The following is a 15,593-nucleotide window of genomic DNA, read 5'->3' as shown; positions in this document are numbered from 1 at the left end:
GTTTATATTGCTTAAAGATATTTATTTTTTTAAGAATTTTTTAAGGTTTAATTCCTAGTGTTTTAGTTGTAATTCAATAAAAGATCGTCTGGAGTTTGTTTCCATGAACAGCATGAAATACAGTTATAAACCAAATTATTTTTTCTTTGCTCATAAATTAGTCTTATTTTTAAAAGACTATTTACTTAAACATCCTACAGAACAGAATACGACGTTTAACTTACAGACAATTTATGATGTCTTTAGCCATGACTTGGCATCTAGTACAACGAATTTAGAAGGCATTTTAAATATTGTTGATGAGTATGTTTTAGAAACTGAAGAAGGGCTGTTACCATTGATTAGCAGACATTCGATCAACTTAAAGAGTCATGTACTTTCTTTAGAGTTTTCACCTAAGGCATTAACTAGTTTGTTGTCAGGTCACTCATTGGTAAACCCTAAAGCTGCCTAAGGAAATTTCTTTTAAGCTCTGAATATCTCGGATAAAATTTACTTGGTTTTTTTATTAGAGTTATTCATGAGCAAAGACTATAAAGCTTTGACTTATATCGCGGATGAAAATATTTCAGATACCATTCTATGGCTTTTAAACCATCAAGATGTTTTTGAATCTTTTCATTTTGATGTATTGAGCCAAGAATTATCGGTTACACATGCGGCAGGTAGGGATATTATTCGAGTTGGAACCTTTCTGAATGCTACTTATGGAATATTAGTCACATCTGTATAAATGAAAAAGCCCTGAATGATCAGGGCTTTTCTATTCTTGATGCTGTTAAGCACTCATTGCATCTACTGATAAATCAGAAACAGTTGGTTTTGGCTTTTCAGCAGTTAAACCAAGTTTGTTAAATAATGCTTGGTCTTTACCTTCACCTGCATTTGGAGTGGTAAGCAATTTATCACCCGAGAACAGAGAGTTCGCACCAGCCATAAATGCTAAAGCTTGATCTGAATCACTTAAGGATTCACGACCTGCTGATAAACGGATATAGCTATGTGGCATAACAATACGTGCTACAGCAATTGTACGAATCCACTCAATGACATCTAGTTTTTCAACATCAGCGAGTGGTGTACCTTCAATTGGAACTAGCATGTTAATTGGCACAGATTCTGGATGAATAGGTAAAGTCGCTAGTTCATGTAATAAGCCGATACGATCTTCACGGCTTTCACCTAAACCAACAATACCACCACTACATACTTTCATACCTGCTTGACGTACATAGTCCAAAGTATTTAAACGGTCATCAAAAGTACGAGTACTAATAATATGAGAATAGTACTCACGAGAAGTATCAAGATTGTGGTTGTAATAATCTAAACCAGCATCTTTTAGGCGTTCTGCTTGTGATTGGTTAAGCATACCTAAAGTCATACAGGTTTCCATACCTAATGCTTTAACTTCACGTACCATTTCTAAAACATACGGCATATCGCGTTCATGTGGGTTACGCCAAGCAGCGCCCATACAAAAACGAGAAGAACCTGAATCTTTTGCAGCTTTTGCTTCGCTAATTACTTTTTCAACAGCAATACGTTTTTCTGCTTCTAATTTTGAATCGTAATGTGCAGATTGAGAGCAATATTTGCAATCTTCAGGACATTTACCCGTTTTAATCGATAAAAGGGTGCTGACCTGAATTGTATTGGCAGTGAAGTGCTCACGGTGTACCTGTTGAGCCTTAAAAACTAAATCCAAAAAAGGTTGTTCATATAGAGCTTGGATTTCTTCACGAGTCCAATCATTACGTAGAGTCATTGTCATATCCATGATGATGGCATTAATTCACTGTACATAATCATACAGAATTCGTATTAAAGCTATAGGGCAAAAAACATCATTTTTTTAATTTGATAGCTGAAGTTGATTAAGTTGCTGCTCAATTGCCCAATCAATATGCACATTGACGATTTCGTCATGTAAATTTTTGCCTTTGTGTAGCTGATCTACAATCTCTTTGGAGTACGGTGCATTACCTAAACCAATGGCGATATTGCGTTTAAATGATTGGTAACCGGTACGGCGTATTGGACTGCCTTCTGTATTGGCTAAAAAAGTGGCTTCGTCCCACTGCCAGATATCCAGCAGACTAATATTATCTAACCCATGTCTAGGATTAAAATCAGAAATAGATGCTGTTTTGGCAAAGCTATTCCAAGGACAAATTAACTGGCAGTCATCACAACCAAATATTCGGTTTCCAATACCTGCACGTAATTCTTCAGCAATAATTCCTTTATATTCGATAGTTAAATAGGCAATACAACGTCTTGCATCTAACATATAAGGCTCGACAATTGCTTGCGTCGGGCAAATATCAATACAAGCGCTACAAGAACCACAATGTGCTGTTGCAGGCTCGTCGAAAGGTAGCTCGAGTGATGTAAATAGCTCACCTAGAACGAAAAATGAACCTGACTTTTTATGAATGAGCAAAGTATGTTTACCTGTCCAGCCCATTCCAGCACTTTCAGCCAGTGATTTTTCAAATATAGGTGCCGAATCTGCAAAAGGGCGTGATTCAAAATCTCCGACTTTTTCACGAATTCGTGTTGCTAAAGTTTTTAATCTACCACGCATCACCTTATGGTAATCACGGCCACGTGCATAACGGGCGATAATCGCTGAGTTCGGTTCAAATGGGACATATCGTGGTTTTGGAGATTCCACCAAATAGTTCATGCGTACGCAAATAATACTTTTTGTGCCCGGAACTAATAAGGTCGGATCAGCTCGCTTTTCTAGGTTTTCTTCTAAATAGGTCATATCTGCATGATAACCACGTTCAAGATACTCTAAAAAACGTGGCATTTGCTCTTGAGCATCTGGTTTTGCAATGACACAATCAGCAAAACCCAAGTCTAATGCTTGAGCTTTGATCCATGCTTTTAGTTCATAAGGATCAATTTGTTGTACTGCAATGCGTGATGTGTCGGAAGATGTCATAAACCAAAATGCAAGAGGATAATAATATGCAGGCCGTAGTTTACCATAGCGATGATATTCGAGCATGGGAGCAGCGCTGGTTTGCTGCGCAAAACTCATCATTAGGCTTAATGCAGCAGGCAGCTTGGTCAATCACTCAACAGCTCATCGTACTTTTTGAAAATCATGCTACTAAGAATATTGCGGTCTGGTGCGGACAGGGGAATAACGCAGGTGATGGCTATTTTATAGCAAGTTATTTAAAACAAACTGGATTTCATGTAGAGATATTTGCGGCTGAGTTGGGCGACTCAACTGATTTACAATATGCTGTCGATTTTGCGAAAGAAAATAATGTTCAGGTTCACCAAGATTTTGAGGTGAGTAAAACCTTTGATTGCCATATTGACGCACTATTTGGGATTGGTTTAAACCGAGAGTTAAATGATTATTGGCAACATGCTATTCAACAATTTAATGAACAAGTTGGACTAAAAATCTCTATTGATATACCCAGTGGTTTGCACGCAAATACAGGACGCGTCTTACCTTCAGCAATAAAAGCTGACCATACTTTTACTGTTTTAGGTCTTAAGGCAGGATTATTTACTGGGCAAGGTAAAGAGTACGCAGGGCAAGTTCATTTAATTAATTTGATTCCGGTAGATCAAGAGCTAAAACCTTTAGCTTATTTAACTCCTATAAGTATTAAACTTCCTAAACGTATGGCTTTTGGGCATAAAGGAAGTTATGGACATGTCTTGGTGATTGGTGGGCATGAACAAATGGGTGGCGCTGTCATTATGGCTGCTGAAGCTGCTTTTCATGCGGGGGCAGGTAAAGTGACTGTGATTTGTCATCGCAACCACCATCAGGCCATTTTGTCACGAGCTCCTAATATTATGCTCCGTGATATTAATGAGCTCGAAGAAAAGGACATCAAAGATATTTTGTCTCAAGTCGATGCAGTATGTTTTGGAATGGGATTAGGCCGTGATGAATGGGCACAGCAAATTTATCAGCAATGGTTTAATTTATTAAATCAGAGTACACACCTAGAAACTGTTTTGGATGCAGATGCTTTATGGTTTCTTGCCAAGCAGCCTGAAAAATTGGGTGCACATGTTTATGCGACGCCTCATCCAGGAGAAGCTGCTACCTTACTGGGTTTTTCTACAGCGGAAATTGAAAATGACCGAATTGCTGCAATTTATGCCTTACAACAAAAATATATGGGTCAATGGGTGCTTAAAGGGGCTGGTAGCTTAATTTTAGAGAATAATTTGTACATTTGTACTCAAGGTAATGCTGGTATGGGAACTGGTGGAATGGGCGATGTATTAGCAGGTATGATCGCGAGCTTAAAAGCCCAGTTCCACAAAGGTATTGCATTACATGAGATAGTTACTCTGCATGCCCAAGCAGGTGATGAACTTGCAAAACACGGCATGCGTGGTTTACAAGCTTATGAAATGAATCAGGTAATTATTCAAGTCGTGAATCAATAAAACTTTAACGTCTACGGCTACTCGAGCGGCTTCGTCCACGTGCCATACCACCTAAAGCATTTAAGACCGAAAGTTTACTCATACTTCCCGATGCATGAGCATGGCAAATGGCAGCCGCAAGGGCATCGGCTGCATCGGATTGAGGTTTAATGGTCAGATTAAGTAATCGCATAACCATCATTTGTACTTGTTCTTTATCTGCTGCGCCATAACCCACTACAGATTGTTTAATTTGACGGGCAGTATATTCTGCAACTTGTAAATCTAAATTAACTAATGCGGCGATGGCAGCACCACGGGCTTGTCCTAGTTTTAAGGCTGAGTCTGGGTTTTGTGCCATAAAAACTTGTTCAACCGCAGCTTCAGTTGGACCATGAAATTTCACAATTCGCTCAACGCCAGCGAAAATACGCTTTAAGCGCTCTGGCATTTCTTGAGTTTCTGTTCGGATTGTACCAGCATCAACAAAACGCAGTTTACTACCATCTTTTTCAATGATTCCATAACCTGTTAAGCGTGAACCTGGGTCAATTCCAATAATCAATGCCATATGAAGACTTGTATAAATAGTTGAGAGAGTATTGTTACATAGCCAAAACAGTTCTGCATGCGTAATTTAAAGAATGCTGTGATGAACGGTTATTTTTCGGTTTTTATGGGACCAATTTATATTTTAAAATCATTTGATGTAATTCTATTTTAGTGGAATACTAATCTATAATTGTGGAATTGAGCCTGATGAATGGACGATATCAATATACGAATTGCACATCGTATACGAGAGTTACGTTTAGCACGTGGGTATACTTTAGACGTACTTGCAGCCCGATGCCAAGTCAGTCGTTCAGCTATTTCTTTAATTGAAAGAGGGGAAACGAGTCCAACAGCAGTCGTGCTTGAAAAACTAGCCAATGGACTTGAAGTACCCTTAACTCAAATTTTCACGAACGAAGCAACTAGTCCATCTCCTCAACCATTTATTCACCGAAATGAACAAGCTGAGTGGCGAGATCCGGAAACTGGGTATGTTCGCCGTACCGTATCACCACCGAATTTAAAACTACCATTTCAAATTGTTGAAATTGAATTTCCGCCTCATTCTCGAATTACGTATGAAATGAGTGAAAGCTCTAAAGTAGTACAACAGCAACTTTGGGTAGTTGAAGGGCAAATTGATATTCAATTAGGTGAAAATTCTTACGCATTAGGTCAAGGGGATTGCTTGGCTATGCAATTAGATCAACCTGTTATATACAGCAATAATTCATCACAAGTCGCTCGCTATATTTTAGTCGTCTCTAATCAACTCGTGTCTGCTCTTAAGGAATTTTTATGAACTATTCCCTCGATTCTAATTTTCGCTTAATTGACTGTAATGAGGCAGAACATGCGGCAGCTATATTAGAGATTCTCAATGAGGCAATTATTAACTCTACTGCTCTATATGACTATGTACCGCGTTCGCTTGCTTCAATGCAAACCTGGTTTTCTATAAAAAGAGAAAATGATTTTCCTATCATTGGGGTTATAAATGAATCGGGTAAATTATTAGGATTTGCCAGTTGGGGAACTTTCAGGGCTTTTCCAGCTTATAAGTATACAGTTGAGCATAGTATCTATATTCATCATGAACATCGTGGCTGTGGTTTGAGTAAAGTTTTAATGCAAGCGTTAATTGAGCGAGCTCAAGAAGCCCAGCTTCATGTACTCATTGGTTGTATCGATGCGACAAATCAAGCCAGTATAGGCCTCCATGAAAAAATGGGATTCACACATGCTGGTACTTTTAAACAGGTAGGTTTTAAGTTTGGACAATGGTTAGATGCTGCTTTTTATCAGTTAATTTTAAATACACCATTTGAACCTGTTGATGGGTAAATTATCAAATTTTTTATTAGACAATGACCCAGTTTAATATAGGAAAAACTGAACTGGGTCCTAGCGCAGGTTTATAAAATACCTAATTGTTCTAAACTCTTATAAGTAATCTCTTTTCGAACAGAGCTAGGTATTCCTTTTTTCATTTCTAAATTGAGCGAGAACGCTACAATATTTCCCTTAGGTTGGACCACCCAGCCAGTTAACCAACCCACTTGTGGGTCTACATCCCATCCCCAACCACTTTTTGCGTATATTTTATTTCCATTTTTTTCTTCTATGAAAAGCATGGATTGAACTTGTTCTTGTACATTTTGACTAAATGGAAGGGTTTTGTTAGCTAATCTATAGGCAAATTGAGCTTCTTGTTGAGGCGTAATTTTTAAAGGGCCGACAAGCCAAAAATTATCGACTTGGGTGCCAATATTAGTATTACCATAATCTACACGTTTTACCTCAGCAGACATGAGCTCAAGTCCAATACGACGAGCTAAATCTTGATAAACTGGAATAGCAGAAGCCTTCATAGCATCGCCTAGTGTCATATCCTTTTCCCATTCAGAAAAGAGTCGCTTTTTTCCATCCCATTTGAATATTTCTGTTGTGGTTACCTTGTGGTGCTCAAGGCCGATTAAAGCATTAAGCATTTTAAAGGTTGAAGCCGGTACGTACTCTGTTGAAGCTCGAGTAAGATCGTTACCATAGCTTTGTTGTGTTTGACCTTGTTGAATAACTAAAACACCAGTTGTATGTGCTTCTTCAAAGATGTCTTTAATTTTCTGCGCTTTTTCATCTGCTTTTAAAGCACTATTATTTGGATTTGCTGTCACTATATAAGGCGAGCAGGCAGAAATAAGAAGAGCGCTTGTTACCAATAAGATAGCTTTAATATTCATGCGATTCATAAAATTAAATTTAAAGTTTAGCTAATTAATGTAACTTGAGTGGATCAAATATTAGATATCAAAAATGTAAGTTAGATTTTAGAAAAATGTCGATAATAGTTAAAAAAAACGACTAATTTTTGAAAAAAATGCAATCTTGTAGAAAAAACACTTGATAAAGTCGTTATAGCACTCATTAATAATAAAGTATGGCTATTTTATTAATTTAGAATCAGTCTTATTGATAGTATTGCAGAATGTTGGTTTAGCGGTGATTTGAAGTTACTAGAAAACATTGTCTAAGCTTTACAGCCTTTTTAATCCTATTTGCAACTGAAAATGGTTTATGGGTTAGATGGTGACACCTGCAATGAATTTTCTTTTTGAGATAGATAAAGTTTTACATGAATTTACTTCTTATTGTGGTTCTGGGCGCGATTGTTGAAATTGCCGTATGGATTGGCGTAGCACAGTTCATCAGTGGATGGTATGTGTTTTTCTGGTTCATTCTTGCTTTCTTTATTGGTCTAACGCTTATTCGTAAAAGTACGGCTGGTATTATGCCGCAATTACAACAAATGCAGATGACTGGGCAATTAGGCAGTGATCCAGCTGTGACTAAAAAACTAGCATATGCTTTTGCAGGTTTTTTATTGATGGTGCCTGGATTGGTATCGGATGTTTTAGCGCTCTTAATTCTAATTCCGGGCGTACAAACTGCGTTCCGTAATATCGCAATGAGAACACTTGCAAAGCGTCAGCAAGCTATGATGGAAAAAATGATGGGTGGCATGGGCGGTGCTGGCGCTGGTCAAAATCCATTTGCTGATTTAATGCGTCAAATGCAGGACATGCAAGGTCAACAAGGTGGCGGTCAATACCGTGGCGATTCAAGCATTATTGATGGTGAAGCACGAGAAGTCACCCCAGACCACAAGAAAATTGAACATAAAAATAAGGATTAATTATTTCCTTATATAAAAGATAAAAGGCCTAAATCTTAAATGTTTAGGCCTTTTTTAATGTTATATGCGTTATTCATCTGAAGTTTTAGGAGTATCCATGTCAGCTGGAGCTGCTACAGTTTGATTTTCTTCTGACTTGGTTTGGGGTTGATACTTGTTTGAAGGCAGACTTGCTTGCTTGTTTTCAGACTGTTGATATTTCCGGCTTCTATTGGCTCTTTCACGAAAGCCACCTTTATTAATGAGCTGTGTGTGTGACATAGATTGGCCTAGAAAATAAACTATTCATGTATTTTAGCAAATTCAGCAAAATATCAAAATAAGAAAAATAGTACAGAAAAAAAATATTTAATTTATCTCTTTGTATAATTTAAATTTTTTAAAAATGAACGCATTGTTCATTCAGATTGAATTCTCTTTTCATTTCACATAGGATAAATATAAAGGATGTATAAATTAAAAATTGTAGCAAACCTATTAAAACAACAACGGTTGAAGTGAGGGAAGGAGGGTTACCTATGCTATATCAATATCATTGTGCATGTTGTGACAAAGTCGTGGCATCAACAGATAAATCATGTCCATATTGTGGTTCACACCATATTCGAAGCCCGTATGGGTTATGGATGTTTTGTGTGATGGCTTGTCTGGCTGTGGTTGTTGTATTCAAAGTTGTCCATGTTTATATCCAGAATCATCAAGATACGCCTACGCAATCGACTTTGTTGGATGTACTAAATGAAGGTGATAAAACTACGAAACAGTAGTAGTGCTTAATTTGCTACATACTTATTCAATAATGTGTGTTGGTTAGCTTATTGCTTAGTTTTAACAACATATAAAAATAATAAAAAAGCCCGCATTAAGCGGGCTTTTAATATATGGGACTTAGAGGCCTGCAGCATCTTTAAGTACTTCAACTTTGTCAGTTTTTTCCCACGTAAATGCAGAATCTGAACCTTCACGACCAAAGTGACCATAAGCAGCTGTTTGCTTATACATTGGTTGAATTAAGTTAAGCATACGAGTAATACCAAATGGACGTAAATCAAAATGTTCACGTACTAATTGGATAATTAACTCATCAGAAACTTTTGCAGTACCGAAAGTATTGATTGAAATAGAAGTTGGTTCTGCAACACCAATTGCATAACTCACCTGAATTTCACATTTGTCAGCAAGACCAGCCGCAACAATATTTTTAGCAACATAACGACCAGCATATGCAGCTGAACGGTCTACTTTAGATGGATCTTTACCAGAGAATGCACCGCCGCCGTGACGAGCCATACCACCGTAAGTATCAACGATGATTTTACGTCCTGTTAAACCACAGTCACCTACTGGACCACCGATAACAAACATACCAGTCGGGTTAATGTGGAATTTAGTAGCAGCATGGAACATTTCAGCAGGAATGATCGGTTTGATAATTTCTTCAATTACAGCTTCTTTAAGCTGAGTTTGACTAATTTCAGGATCATGTTGAGTAGAAAGTACTACAGCGTCTAAACGGACAGGTTTGCCATTTTCATAAGCAAAAGTTACCTGACTTTTTGCATCTGGACGTAACCATGGTAATGCACCTGAACGACGAAGTTCAGCTTGACGCTCCATTAAACGGTGAGCGTAAGAAATAGGAGCTGGCATAAGCACGTCAGTTTCACGACTTGCGTAACCAAACATTAAACCTTGGTCACCGGCACCTTGATCTTCAGGTTTTTGGCGATCTACACCTTGTGCAATTTCTGGTGATTGTTTACCAATCATATTGATGACTGCACAAGTTGAACCATCAAAGCCTAGATCTGAATGGTGATAACCGATACCGTTAACAGTTTGGCGAACTACAGCTTCTACATCAATATTCGCAGTTGTTGTGATTTCACCTGCAAGTACAACAGCGCCTGTTTTTACCAGTGTTTCACAAGCAACACGTGCGTATGGGTCTTCTTTTAAGATTGCATCCAAAATAGCGTCGCTAATTTGGTCGGCCATTTTATCGGGATGACCTTCGCTTACAGATTCCGAGGTAAAAACAGCGTACTCGCGCATGAAAGTCCTATCTTGGTTATTTCAAAAAGACATAATATGTTACATCGACTTGAGCTTGAGGACCAGTTCATACTGACTAAAAAGCATGAATTTATTTCATTTCTACTATGTTTTAATTGATAAGTGTATCAGTGAAATTGATATAGTCATCTGATAATTAATTATTTTTATAAAAGACGATGCTCATAACGCATAAATTTTAAGCATTTGATTTTGCGAAAAATTAATCAACAAAATTTAGACTGTGAAGTGAAATAGTACAAATAAGAAAGATAAATTCATATTTATATGCTTTTTATAAACATCAAATGCCTACAACAGTTCATTAAAGAATAGCGATAAAACGCATTGTTTTATGCAACTTAAGAATCTAAATGTTTTTTGAGTAACCAAGAAATGGTTAAAAATAAAGAAATATACAGTGTTGGGGTTTACCCCTAGGCGTTTTTTTAAGACAATATAGCGGCATTGAATGGTTATTCATCTTCTTCTTTTCATCAATCTATTAAAATTGGATTCTGATCTATGACGACCCCTTTAAACGAACGTCGTATTGCAAACGCAATTCGTGTATTGGCAATGGATGCTGTGCAACAGGCAAACTCAGGGCATCCAGGTGCTCCAATGGGGATGGCAGATATTGCTGATGTCGTCTGGCGCGAGTTTTTAAATCACAACCCAACTAATCCACAATGGGCAAACCGTGACCGTTTTGTTTTGTCAAATGGCCATGGCTCAATGTTGCAATATGCTTTGCTTCATTTAACAGGTTATGATCTTTCAATTGAAGATTTAAAACAATTCCGTCAATTGCACTCAAAAACTCCTGGTCACCCTGAATATGGTTATGCACCAGGCATTGAAACAACGACTGGTCCTTTAGGTCAAGGTATTGCAAACGCTGTTGGTTTTGCGTTGGCAGAAAAGACTTTAGCTGCTCAGTTCAATAAAGATGACTTAAAAGTAGTTGATCACTTCACTTATTGTTTCTTGGGTGATGGCTGTCTAATGGAAGGTATTTCTCACGAAGTATGTTCATTGGCAGGTACTTTACAGCTTGGTAAATTGATTGCTTATTATGATGACAACGGCATTTCAATTGATGGTGAAGTAGAAGGTTGGTTCAGTGATGACACTGAAGAGCGTTTCAAAGCTTATGGTTGGCAAGTTCTTCGTGTAGATGGCCATGATGCTGATGCTATTCGTCAAGCAACAGTTGAAGCTAAAGCAGAAACTCAAAAACCAACGATCATTATTTGTAAAACAATTATTGGTTTAGGTTCTCCAAACAAACAAGGTAAAGAAGACTGTCACGGTGCGCCATTAGGTAAAGATGAAATTATCTTGACTCGTGAAGCTTTAGGTTGGACTGAAGAAGCATTTGTTATTCCTGCTGATGTATATGCTGCATGGGATGCTAAAGCAAAAGGTAACGAAGCTGAAGCAGCTTGGAATGAAGTATTCGCTCAATACCAAGCAAAATATCCAACAGAAGCAGCTGAGTTACTTCGTCGTATTAGCGGTGATTTACCAGCAGAGTTTTCAGCTCAAGCAGATGCATTTATTCGCGAAACAAATGCTAAAGCTGAGACTGTAGCAACTCGTAAAGCAAGCCAAAACACATTACAAGCATTTGGTCCTTTATTACCTGAATTATTAGGTGGTTCTGCGGACTTAGCTGGTTCTAACTTAACACTTTGGAAAGGTTGCCAAGGTGTTCAAGAAAACCCAGCTGGTAACTACGTGTACTATGGTGTACGTGAGTTCGGTATGACTGCAATTGCGAATGGTGTTGCATTACATGGCGGCTTTATTCCTTACGTTGCAACATTCTTAATGTTTATGGAATATGCACGTAACGCAGTGCGTATGTCTGCATTGATGAAACAACGCGTGATTCATGTTTATACACATGACTCAATCGGTTTAGGTGAAGATGGTCCAACACATCAACCAATTGAACAAATTGCTTCTTTACGTGGTACACCAAACTTAAATACTTGGCGTCCTGCTGATACTGTAGAAACAGCAATTGCATGGAAATCTGCTTTAGAGCGTAAAGACGGTCCTACAGCACTTATTTTCTCTCGTCAAAACTTGCCTTTCCAAACGCGTACTGAAGAACAAATTCAGAATGCAGCAAAAGGTGGTTATGTTCTTGCTCAAGAGAAAGGTGAGTTGAAAGCAATTATTATTGCTACTGGTTCTGAAATTTCTTTAGCAATGGAAGCTTATGCTCAACTTGAAGGTGTTCGTGTTGTTTCTATGCCATGTGCTGAAGAGTTCATGAAACAAGATGCTGCATACCGTGAAGCTGTATTGCCAGCTCATATCCGTGCACGTGTAGCTGTAGAAGCTGCTCACGTTGACTACTGGTGGAAGTTTGTTGGTCTTGATGGCAAAGTAATTGGTATGACAACTTATGGTGAATCTGCACCAGCAAAAGATTTGTTCCAATTCTTTGGTATTACAACTGAAGCTGTAGTAGCTGCGGTAAAAGAATTAACTGCTTAATGATTTAACTGAGCAGAAGAAAAAAGCGTCCTAACTAGGGCGCTTTTTTTTATAAATCTTAAATATTAAGCTCAGTTTGAATCGAAATATTAGAAGTTAAAAGCTTATGAATTGGGCAGCTTTCAGCAACTTTTAAAAGACGTTTATGTTGATCTTCGGTAAATTCACCCTTTAAAGTAATTTTACGTTCAATGTTATTTTGACCTGCTTCCGGATCACCATTTGGATTTAAGGCTAAATCGACTTGTACATGCTCAAGCTTAATCCCTTTGTGACTTGCATACATTTCTAATGTAATTGTAGTGCAAGCACCTAAAGCTGATAGTAAAAGCTGAACAGGGTTCGGAGCTGTATCTTGTCCACCTTTATCAGTTGGTTCATCTCCAAACCATTGATGACCAGATGGATCGGTAAGTGTTACTCGGTAAGGAGTAGAAGTGCTTTGTGCTTGAACAGTGTTAACCATGTTTTACCTTGTTATTTATCAATAAAATCGAAGTAAAAACCAATAAATCTGAAGGTTTCGAATAGAAAAATATCTATACTTTATAATATGGGTTTTGAATAACAACTGTAACGCTTTTATTGTTGCATGGATGAAACATATCGTTTTATAAAGAATAGTGAATTTAATTACTTGATGTATACACTAACGACTATATCAATAAAGGATACGAAAAATGCATCTTAAGACATTAAGCTTCGGTTTGGCAGTGGCATTGGCAAGTACAGTTACATTAGCTGCACCAGTGGACTATAAAATTGATCCAACGCATACGGCGACTGTTTTCTCATGGAATCACTTTGGTTTTTCAACACCAAGCGCTAACTTCTCGGACATCCAAGGTGTAATTAAAGTTGATAATGCTAAACCAGCAAATTCTTCTGTAAATGTGACAATTCCTTTAAGCAGCGTTAATACAAATGTACCTGCTTTAGATAAAGAATTCCAACAAGAAGCTTGGTTTAATGCCGCTAAATACCCAAATATCACTTTCAAAAGTACGAAAGTAGAAACTAAAGACAAAAAGCACTTCAAAATTACTGGTGACTTAACTGTTAAAGGTGTGACTAAGCCAGTTGTACTTGACGCTGTTTTAAACAAACAGGGTGAACACCCAATGGCAAAAGTTCCAGCGATTGGTTTCAACGCGACAACTTCATTCAATCGTTCGGAGTTCGGTCTAGGTAGCTATGTACCGAATGTAGGCGATAAAATCACTGTAAACATTACGACTGAAGCAACGGCAGCTAGTGCAGCTAAAAAATAAGTTGTAAGTTTTCTAAAAAAGTCCTCAATGATGAGGACTTTTTTAATTAGATTGGTTCTTTTTTATCTGGTTCTATAAAAACTAAAGGTTGAGAAGGATCTACATTTCTTTTTTCGGCTTTTTCTCTTAAAAATTGATAAGTTGGTACTTTCATTTTTGCCTGATCACGTAATTTCTTTTTAATATAAAGAACAAGAGCAAAGCAGGTCGTTGCTACGGTCAACATCATGCCATTCATATAACTCATAATTGAACTTACATAGCCTATTGTGGTTAGACGATGCATCATACGTTCAACTTGGGTACTGCTTTCTATACCCGTAATTGCCCAACTACATAAATGTTCACAATTATTAATGATCAGATGATAATGGTTTTCGTGCATGCGTGAGCGCATACGCCGTACAACAACTTTTCCTTTGTAACGTGGAGCATCATAAGAACGTACATGTATTTTTTTGCCATGGGAAAAGGCATCTATTGATGTGATTTCAATGGGACGTTTTTTGATGAAATGTGCTAGGCCCGAATAATGAATAACTCGACCTCTCCCAGCGTAGATACCATGATGGCTATAGCCGAGATGTTTTACAATAAGATGAGCCCCTAAAGGGTAGCGTTTATTTGTTTGTTGCATATTCACGCTGATCCAATAAAGTTTTGATCACTTTTATTAAAAGCTGTTCACTATTATAACGAATATAGTTGTGTTCTAGTGTATTGATTAGGTGGAATAAGCGACTTTCGGGTATACATCACATAAAAGCATTTTTACTTAATAAAGTGTTCTTATGAACAGAAAATGACATATGAGGTTTGTCATTAATGAAAATATTAATACTATGTATTATGAACTTTATAGTTTTTGTGCAATTTGCTTTAGCAGTAGAGTATCGACAAATTGAAAATGCTGTAGATGATCAATTTGAAGTCATTGAAATTTCTAATTTAAATCAATTACGTCTGTTTTTGAAGAATCCACAGACTAATCAATATTATAAAAGCTTTGACAATATTCAGCACCAACTCAAATCATGTGAACAGCTTACTTTTGGAATGAATGCAGGAATGTTTCATTCCGAATTTTCTCCAGTAGGGTTGTACATTGAACAAGGGAAGGTTATTCAAGCATTAAATGAAGACAAAGGATGGGGAAACTTCTTTTTGCCGCCTAATGGGGTTTTAGCATGGAATAAAAGACAAGCTGTTATATGGACAACTGAACAATATAAAGCAAAGGCTTTTCAACCGGATTATGCGACACAATCCGGGCCTATGTTAGTAATGAATGGGAAAATAAATCCCTTATTTCTAGCAAATAGCGATTCAAAGAAAATACGTAATGGAGTAGGTATAAAAAATAATAAGCTATATTTTGTAATATCTAAAAATAGAGTGAATTTTTATAATTTCGCTGAATTTTTCCAAAAGAATTTAAAAGTAGAACAAGCTCTTTATCTTGATGGTTCTATCTCTAGTCTCTATTTGCAAAAGAATAACCGTAATGATAGAAAATTTTATATGGGACCTATTATTGGTTTAGTCAGTCATACAAATTGTGCATTCAAATAAAATGCAAAAAA

At 37.3% G+C, this 15,593-nt stretch carries 18 protein-coding genes; 10 read left to right on the top strand and 8 right to left on the bottom strand.

The genetic code is table 11. The annotated features are described in order from the left end of the window. The first annotated feature begins 103 nt into the window (after positions 1 to 103). Together ACG59Z_RS07130 and ACG59Z_RS07125 are read left to right on the top strand one after the other, a co-directional pair. Complete coding sequence (locus ACG59Z_RS07130) at positions 104 to 454, top strand: hypothetical protein (protein WP_263613554.1); 351 nt, start codon at positions 104 to 106, stop codon at positions 452 to 454. Positions 455 to 520: 66 nt separating this feature from the next. Beyond that, positions 521 to 733: a hypothetical protein gene (locus ACG59Z_RS07125; RefSeq protein WP_400198621.1), complete on the top strand. Its 213-nt coding sequence runs from the start codon at positions 521 to 523 to the stop codon at positions 731 to 733. Between the two features lie 45 nt (positions 734 to 778). On the opposite strand, the gene bioB is transcribed toward ACG59Z_RS07125, so the two are convergent. Both bioB and queG read right to left on the bottom strand, forming a co-directional pair. After that, positions 779 to 1,768 (bottom strand): biotin synthase BioB, encoded by a 990-nt coding sequence (bioB, locus tag ACG59Z_RS07120; protein ID WP_002049782.1) that lies wholly within the window; start codon positions 1,766 to 1,768, stop codon positions 779 to 781. Between the two features lie 87 nt (positions 1,769 to 1,855). After that, complete coding sequence (queG, locus tag ACG59Z_RS07115) at positions 1,856 to 2,956, bottom strand: tRNA epoxyqueuosine(34) reductase QueG (RefSeq protein ID WP_400198619.1); 1,101 nt, start codon at positions 2,954 to 2,956, stop codon at positions 1,856 to 1,858. A gap of 26 nt (positions 2,957 to 2,982) precedes the next feature. Here queG and ACG59Z_RS07110 point away from each other — a divergent pair, with 26 nt between their 5' ends. Next, positions 2,983 to 4,443: an NAD(P)H-hydrate dehydratase gene (locus ACG59Z_RS07110; protein ID WP_400198617.1), complete on the top strand. Its 1,461-nt coding sequence runs from the start codon at positions 2,983 to 2,985 to the stop codon at positions 4,441 to 4,443. 4 nt (positions 4,444 to 4,447) lie between these two features. Here ACG59Z_RS07110 and ruvC read toward each other — a convergent pair whose 3' ends face one another. Then, positions 4,448 to 4,993, bottom strand: coding sequence for a crossover junction endodeoxyribonuclease RuvC (ruvC, locus tag ACG59Z_RS07105; RefSeq protein ID WP_002121356.1), 546 nt, complete (start codon positions 4,991 to 4,993; stop codon positions 4,448 to 4,450). Between the two features lie 192 nt (positions 4,994 to 5,185). Here ruvC and ACG59Z_RS07100 point away from each other — a divergent pair, with 192 nt between their 5' ends. Together ACG59Z_RS07100 and ACG59Z_RS07095 are read left to right on the top strand one after the other, a co-directional pair. Beyond that, positions 5,186 to 5,779: a helix-turn-helix domain-containing protein gene (locus tag ACG59Z_RS07100; protein WP_400198615.1), complete on the top strand. Its 594-nt coding sequence runs from the start codon at positions 5,186 to 5,188 to the stop codon at positions 5,777 to 5,779. Next, positions 5,776 to 6,321 (top strand): GNAT family N-acetyltransferase, encoded by a 546-nt coding sequence (locus ACG59Z_RS07095; RefSeq protein ID WP_400198614.1) that lies wholly within the window; start codon positions 5,776 to 5,778, stop codon positions 6,319 to 6,321. Before ACG59Z_RS07100 ends, ACG59Z_RS07095 begins: the two co-directional genes overlap by 4 nt. A gap of 71 nt (positions 6,322 to 6,392) precedes the next feature. Here ACG59Z_RS07095 and blaOXA read toward each other — a convergent pair whose 3' ends face one another. Beyond that, positions 6,393 to 7,217 carry an OXA-51 family carbapenem-hydrolyzing class D beta-lactamase gene (gene blaOXA, locus ACG59Z_RS07090; protein WP_400198613.1) on the bottom strand — a complete coding sequence of 275 codons (825 nt, stop codon included), beginning with the start codon at positions 7,215 to 7,217 and terminating at the stop codon, positions 6,393 to 6,395. A gap of 392 nt (positions 7,218 to 7,609) precedes the next feature. Here blaOXA and ACG59Z_RS07085 point away from each other — a divergent pair, with 392 nt between their 5' ends. After that, positions 7,610 to 8,170, top strand: coding sequence for an FxsA family protein (locus ACG59Z_RS07085; RefSeq protein WP_396479331.1), 561 nt, complete (start codon positions 7,610 to 7,612; stop codon positions 8,168 to 8,170). A gap of 69 nt (positions 8,171 to 8,239) precedes the next feature. Here ACG59Z_RS07085 and ACG59Z_RS07080 read toward each other — a convergent pair whose 3' ends face one another. Then, positions 8,240 to 8,431, bottom strand: coding sequence for a hypothetical protein (locus tag ACG59Z_RS07080; RefSeq protein WP_311071381.1), 192 nt, complete (start codon positions 8,429 to 8,431; stop codon positions 8,240 to 8,242). A 257-nt stretch (positions 8,432 to 8,688) separates the two neighbouring features. Between ACG59Z_RS07080 and ACG59Z_RS07075 the strand changes: the two genes are divergently transcribed. Continuing rightward, positions 8,689 to 8,937: a hypothetical protein gene (locus tag ACG59Z_RS07075; RefSeq protein ID WP_263613561.1), complete on the top strand. Its 249-nt coding sequence runs from the start codon at positions 8,689 to 8,691 to the stop codon at positions 8,935 to 8,937. A 121-nt stretch (positions 8,938 to 9,058) separates the two neighbouring features. Here the strand turns inward: ACG59Z_RS07075 and metK are convergent, their stop codons facing one another. Next, positions 9,059 to 10,225 (bottom strand): methionine adenosyltransferase, encoded by a 1,167-nt coding sequence (gene metK / locus ACG59Z_RS07070; RefSeq protein ID WP_151739665.1) that lies wholly within the window; start codon positions 10,223 to 10,225, stop codon positions 9,059 to 9,061. Positions 10,226 to 10,750: 525 nt separating this feature from the next. Here metK and tkt point away from each other — a divergent pair. After that, on the top strand, positions 10,751 to 12,739 hold the full coding sequence (tkt, locus tag ACG59Z_RS07065; protein WP_400198609.1) for a transketolase: 1,989 nt from the start codon (positions 10,751 to 10,753) through the stop codon (positions 12,737 to 12,739). A 58-nt stretch (positions 12,740 to 12,797) separates the two neighbouring features. Here the strand turns inward: tkt and ACG59Z_RS07060 are convergent, their stop codons facing one another. Continuing rightward, positions 12,798 to 13,205 (bottom strand): OsmC family protein, encoded by a 408-nt coding sequence (locus tag ACG59Z_RS07060; protein ID WP_396520629.1) that lies wholly within the window; start codon positions 13,203 to 13,205, stop codon positions 12,798 to 12,800. Between the two features lie 214 nt (positions 13,206 to 13,419). Between ACG59Z_RS07060 and ACG59Z_RS07055 the strand changes: the two genes are divergently transcribed. Beyond that, a complete protein-coding gene (locus tag ACG59Z_RS07055) occupies positions 13,420 to 14,010 on the top strand; it encodes a YceI family protein (protein ID WP_087605545.1) in 591 nt (196 codons plus the stop codon). Between the two features lie 46 nt (positions 14,011 to 14,056). Here the strand turns inward: ACG59Z_RS07055 and ACG59Z_RS07050 are convergent, their stop codons facing one another. After that, on the bottom strand, positions 14,057 to 14,647 hold the full coding sequence (locus ACG59Z_RS07050) for a lecithin retinol acyltransferase family protein (RefSeq protein WP_087605546.1): 591 nt from the start codon (positions 14,645 to 14,647) through the stop codon (positions 14,057 to 14,059). Positions 14,648 to 14,835: 188 nt separating this feature from the next. On the opposite strand from ACG59Z_RS07050, the gene ACG59Z_RS07045 reads away from it, so the two are divergent. Beyond that, positions 14,836 to 15,582, top strand: coding sequence for a phosphodiester glycosidase family protein (locus tag ACG59Z_RS07045; RefSeq protein ID WP_400198607.1), 747 nt, complete (start codon positions 14,836 to 14,838; stop codon positions 15,580 to 15,582). The last annotated feature ends 11 nt before the right edge of the window (positions 15,583 to 15,593 follow it).

It is taken from the genome of Acinetobacter sp. ABJ_C1_1 (assembly GCF_044684115.1).
In the GTDB taxonomy this organism is placed as follows: domain Bacteria; phylum Pseudomonadota; class Gammaproteobacteria; order Pseudomonadales; family Moraxellaceae; genus Acinetobacter; species Acinetobacter nosocomialis_A.
Note: the sequence above shows the minus strand (reverse complement) of the source record. Positions and strands in the feature narration are given on the sequence as shown.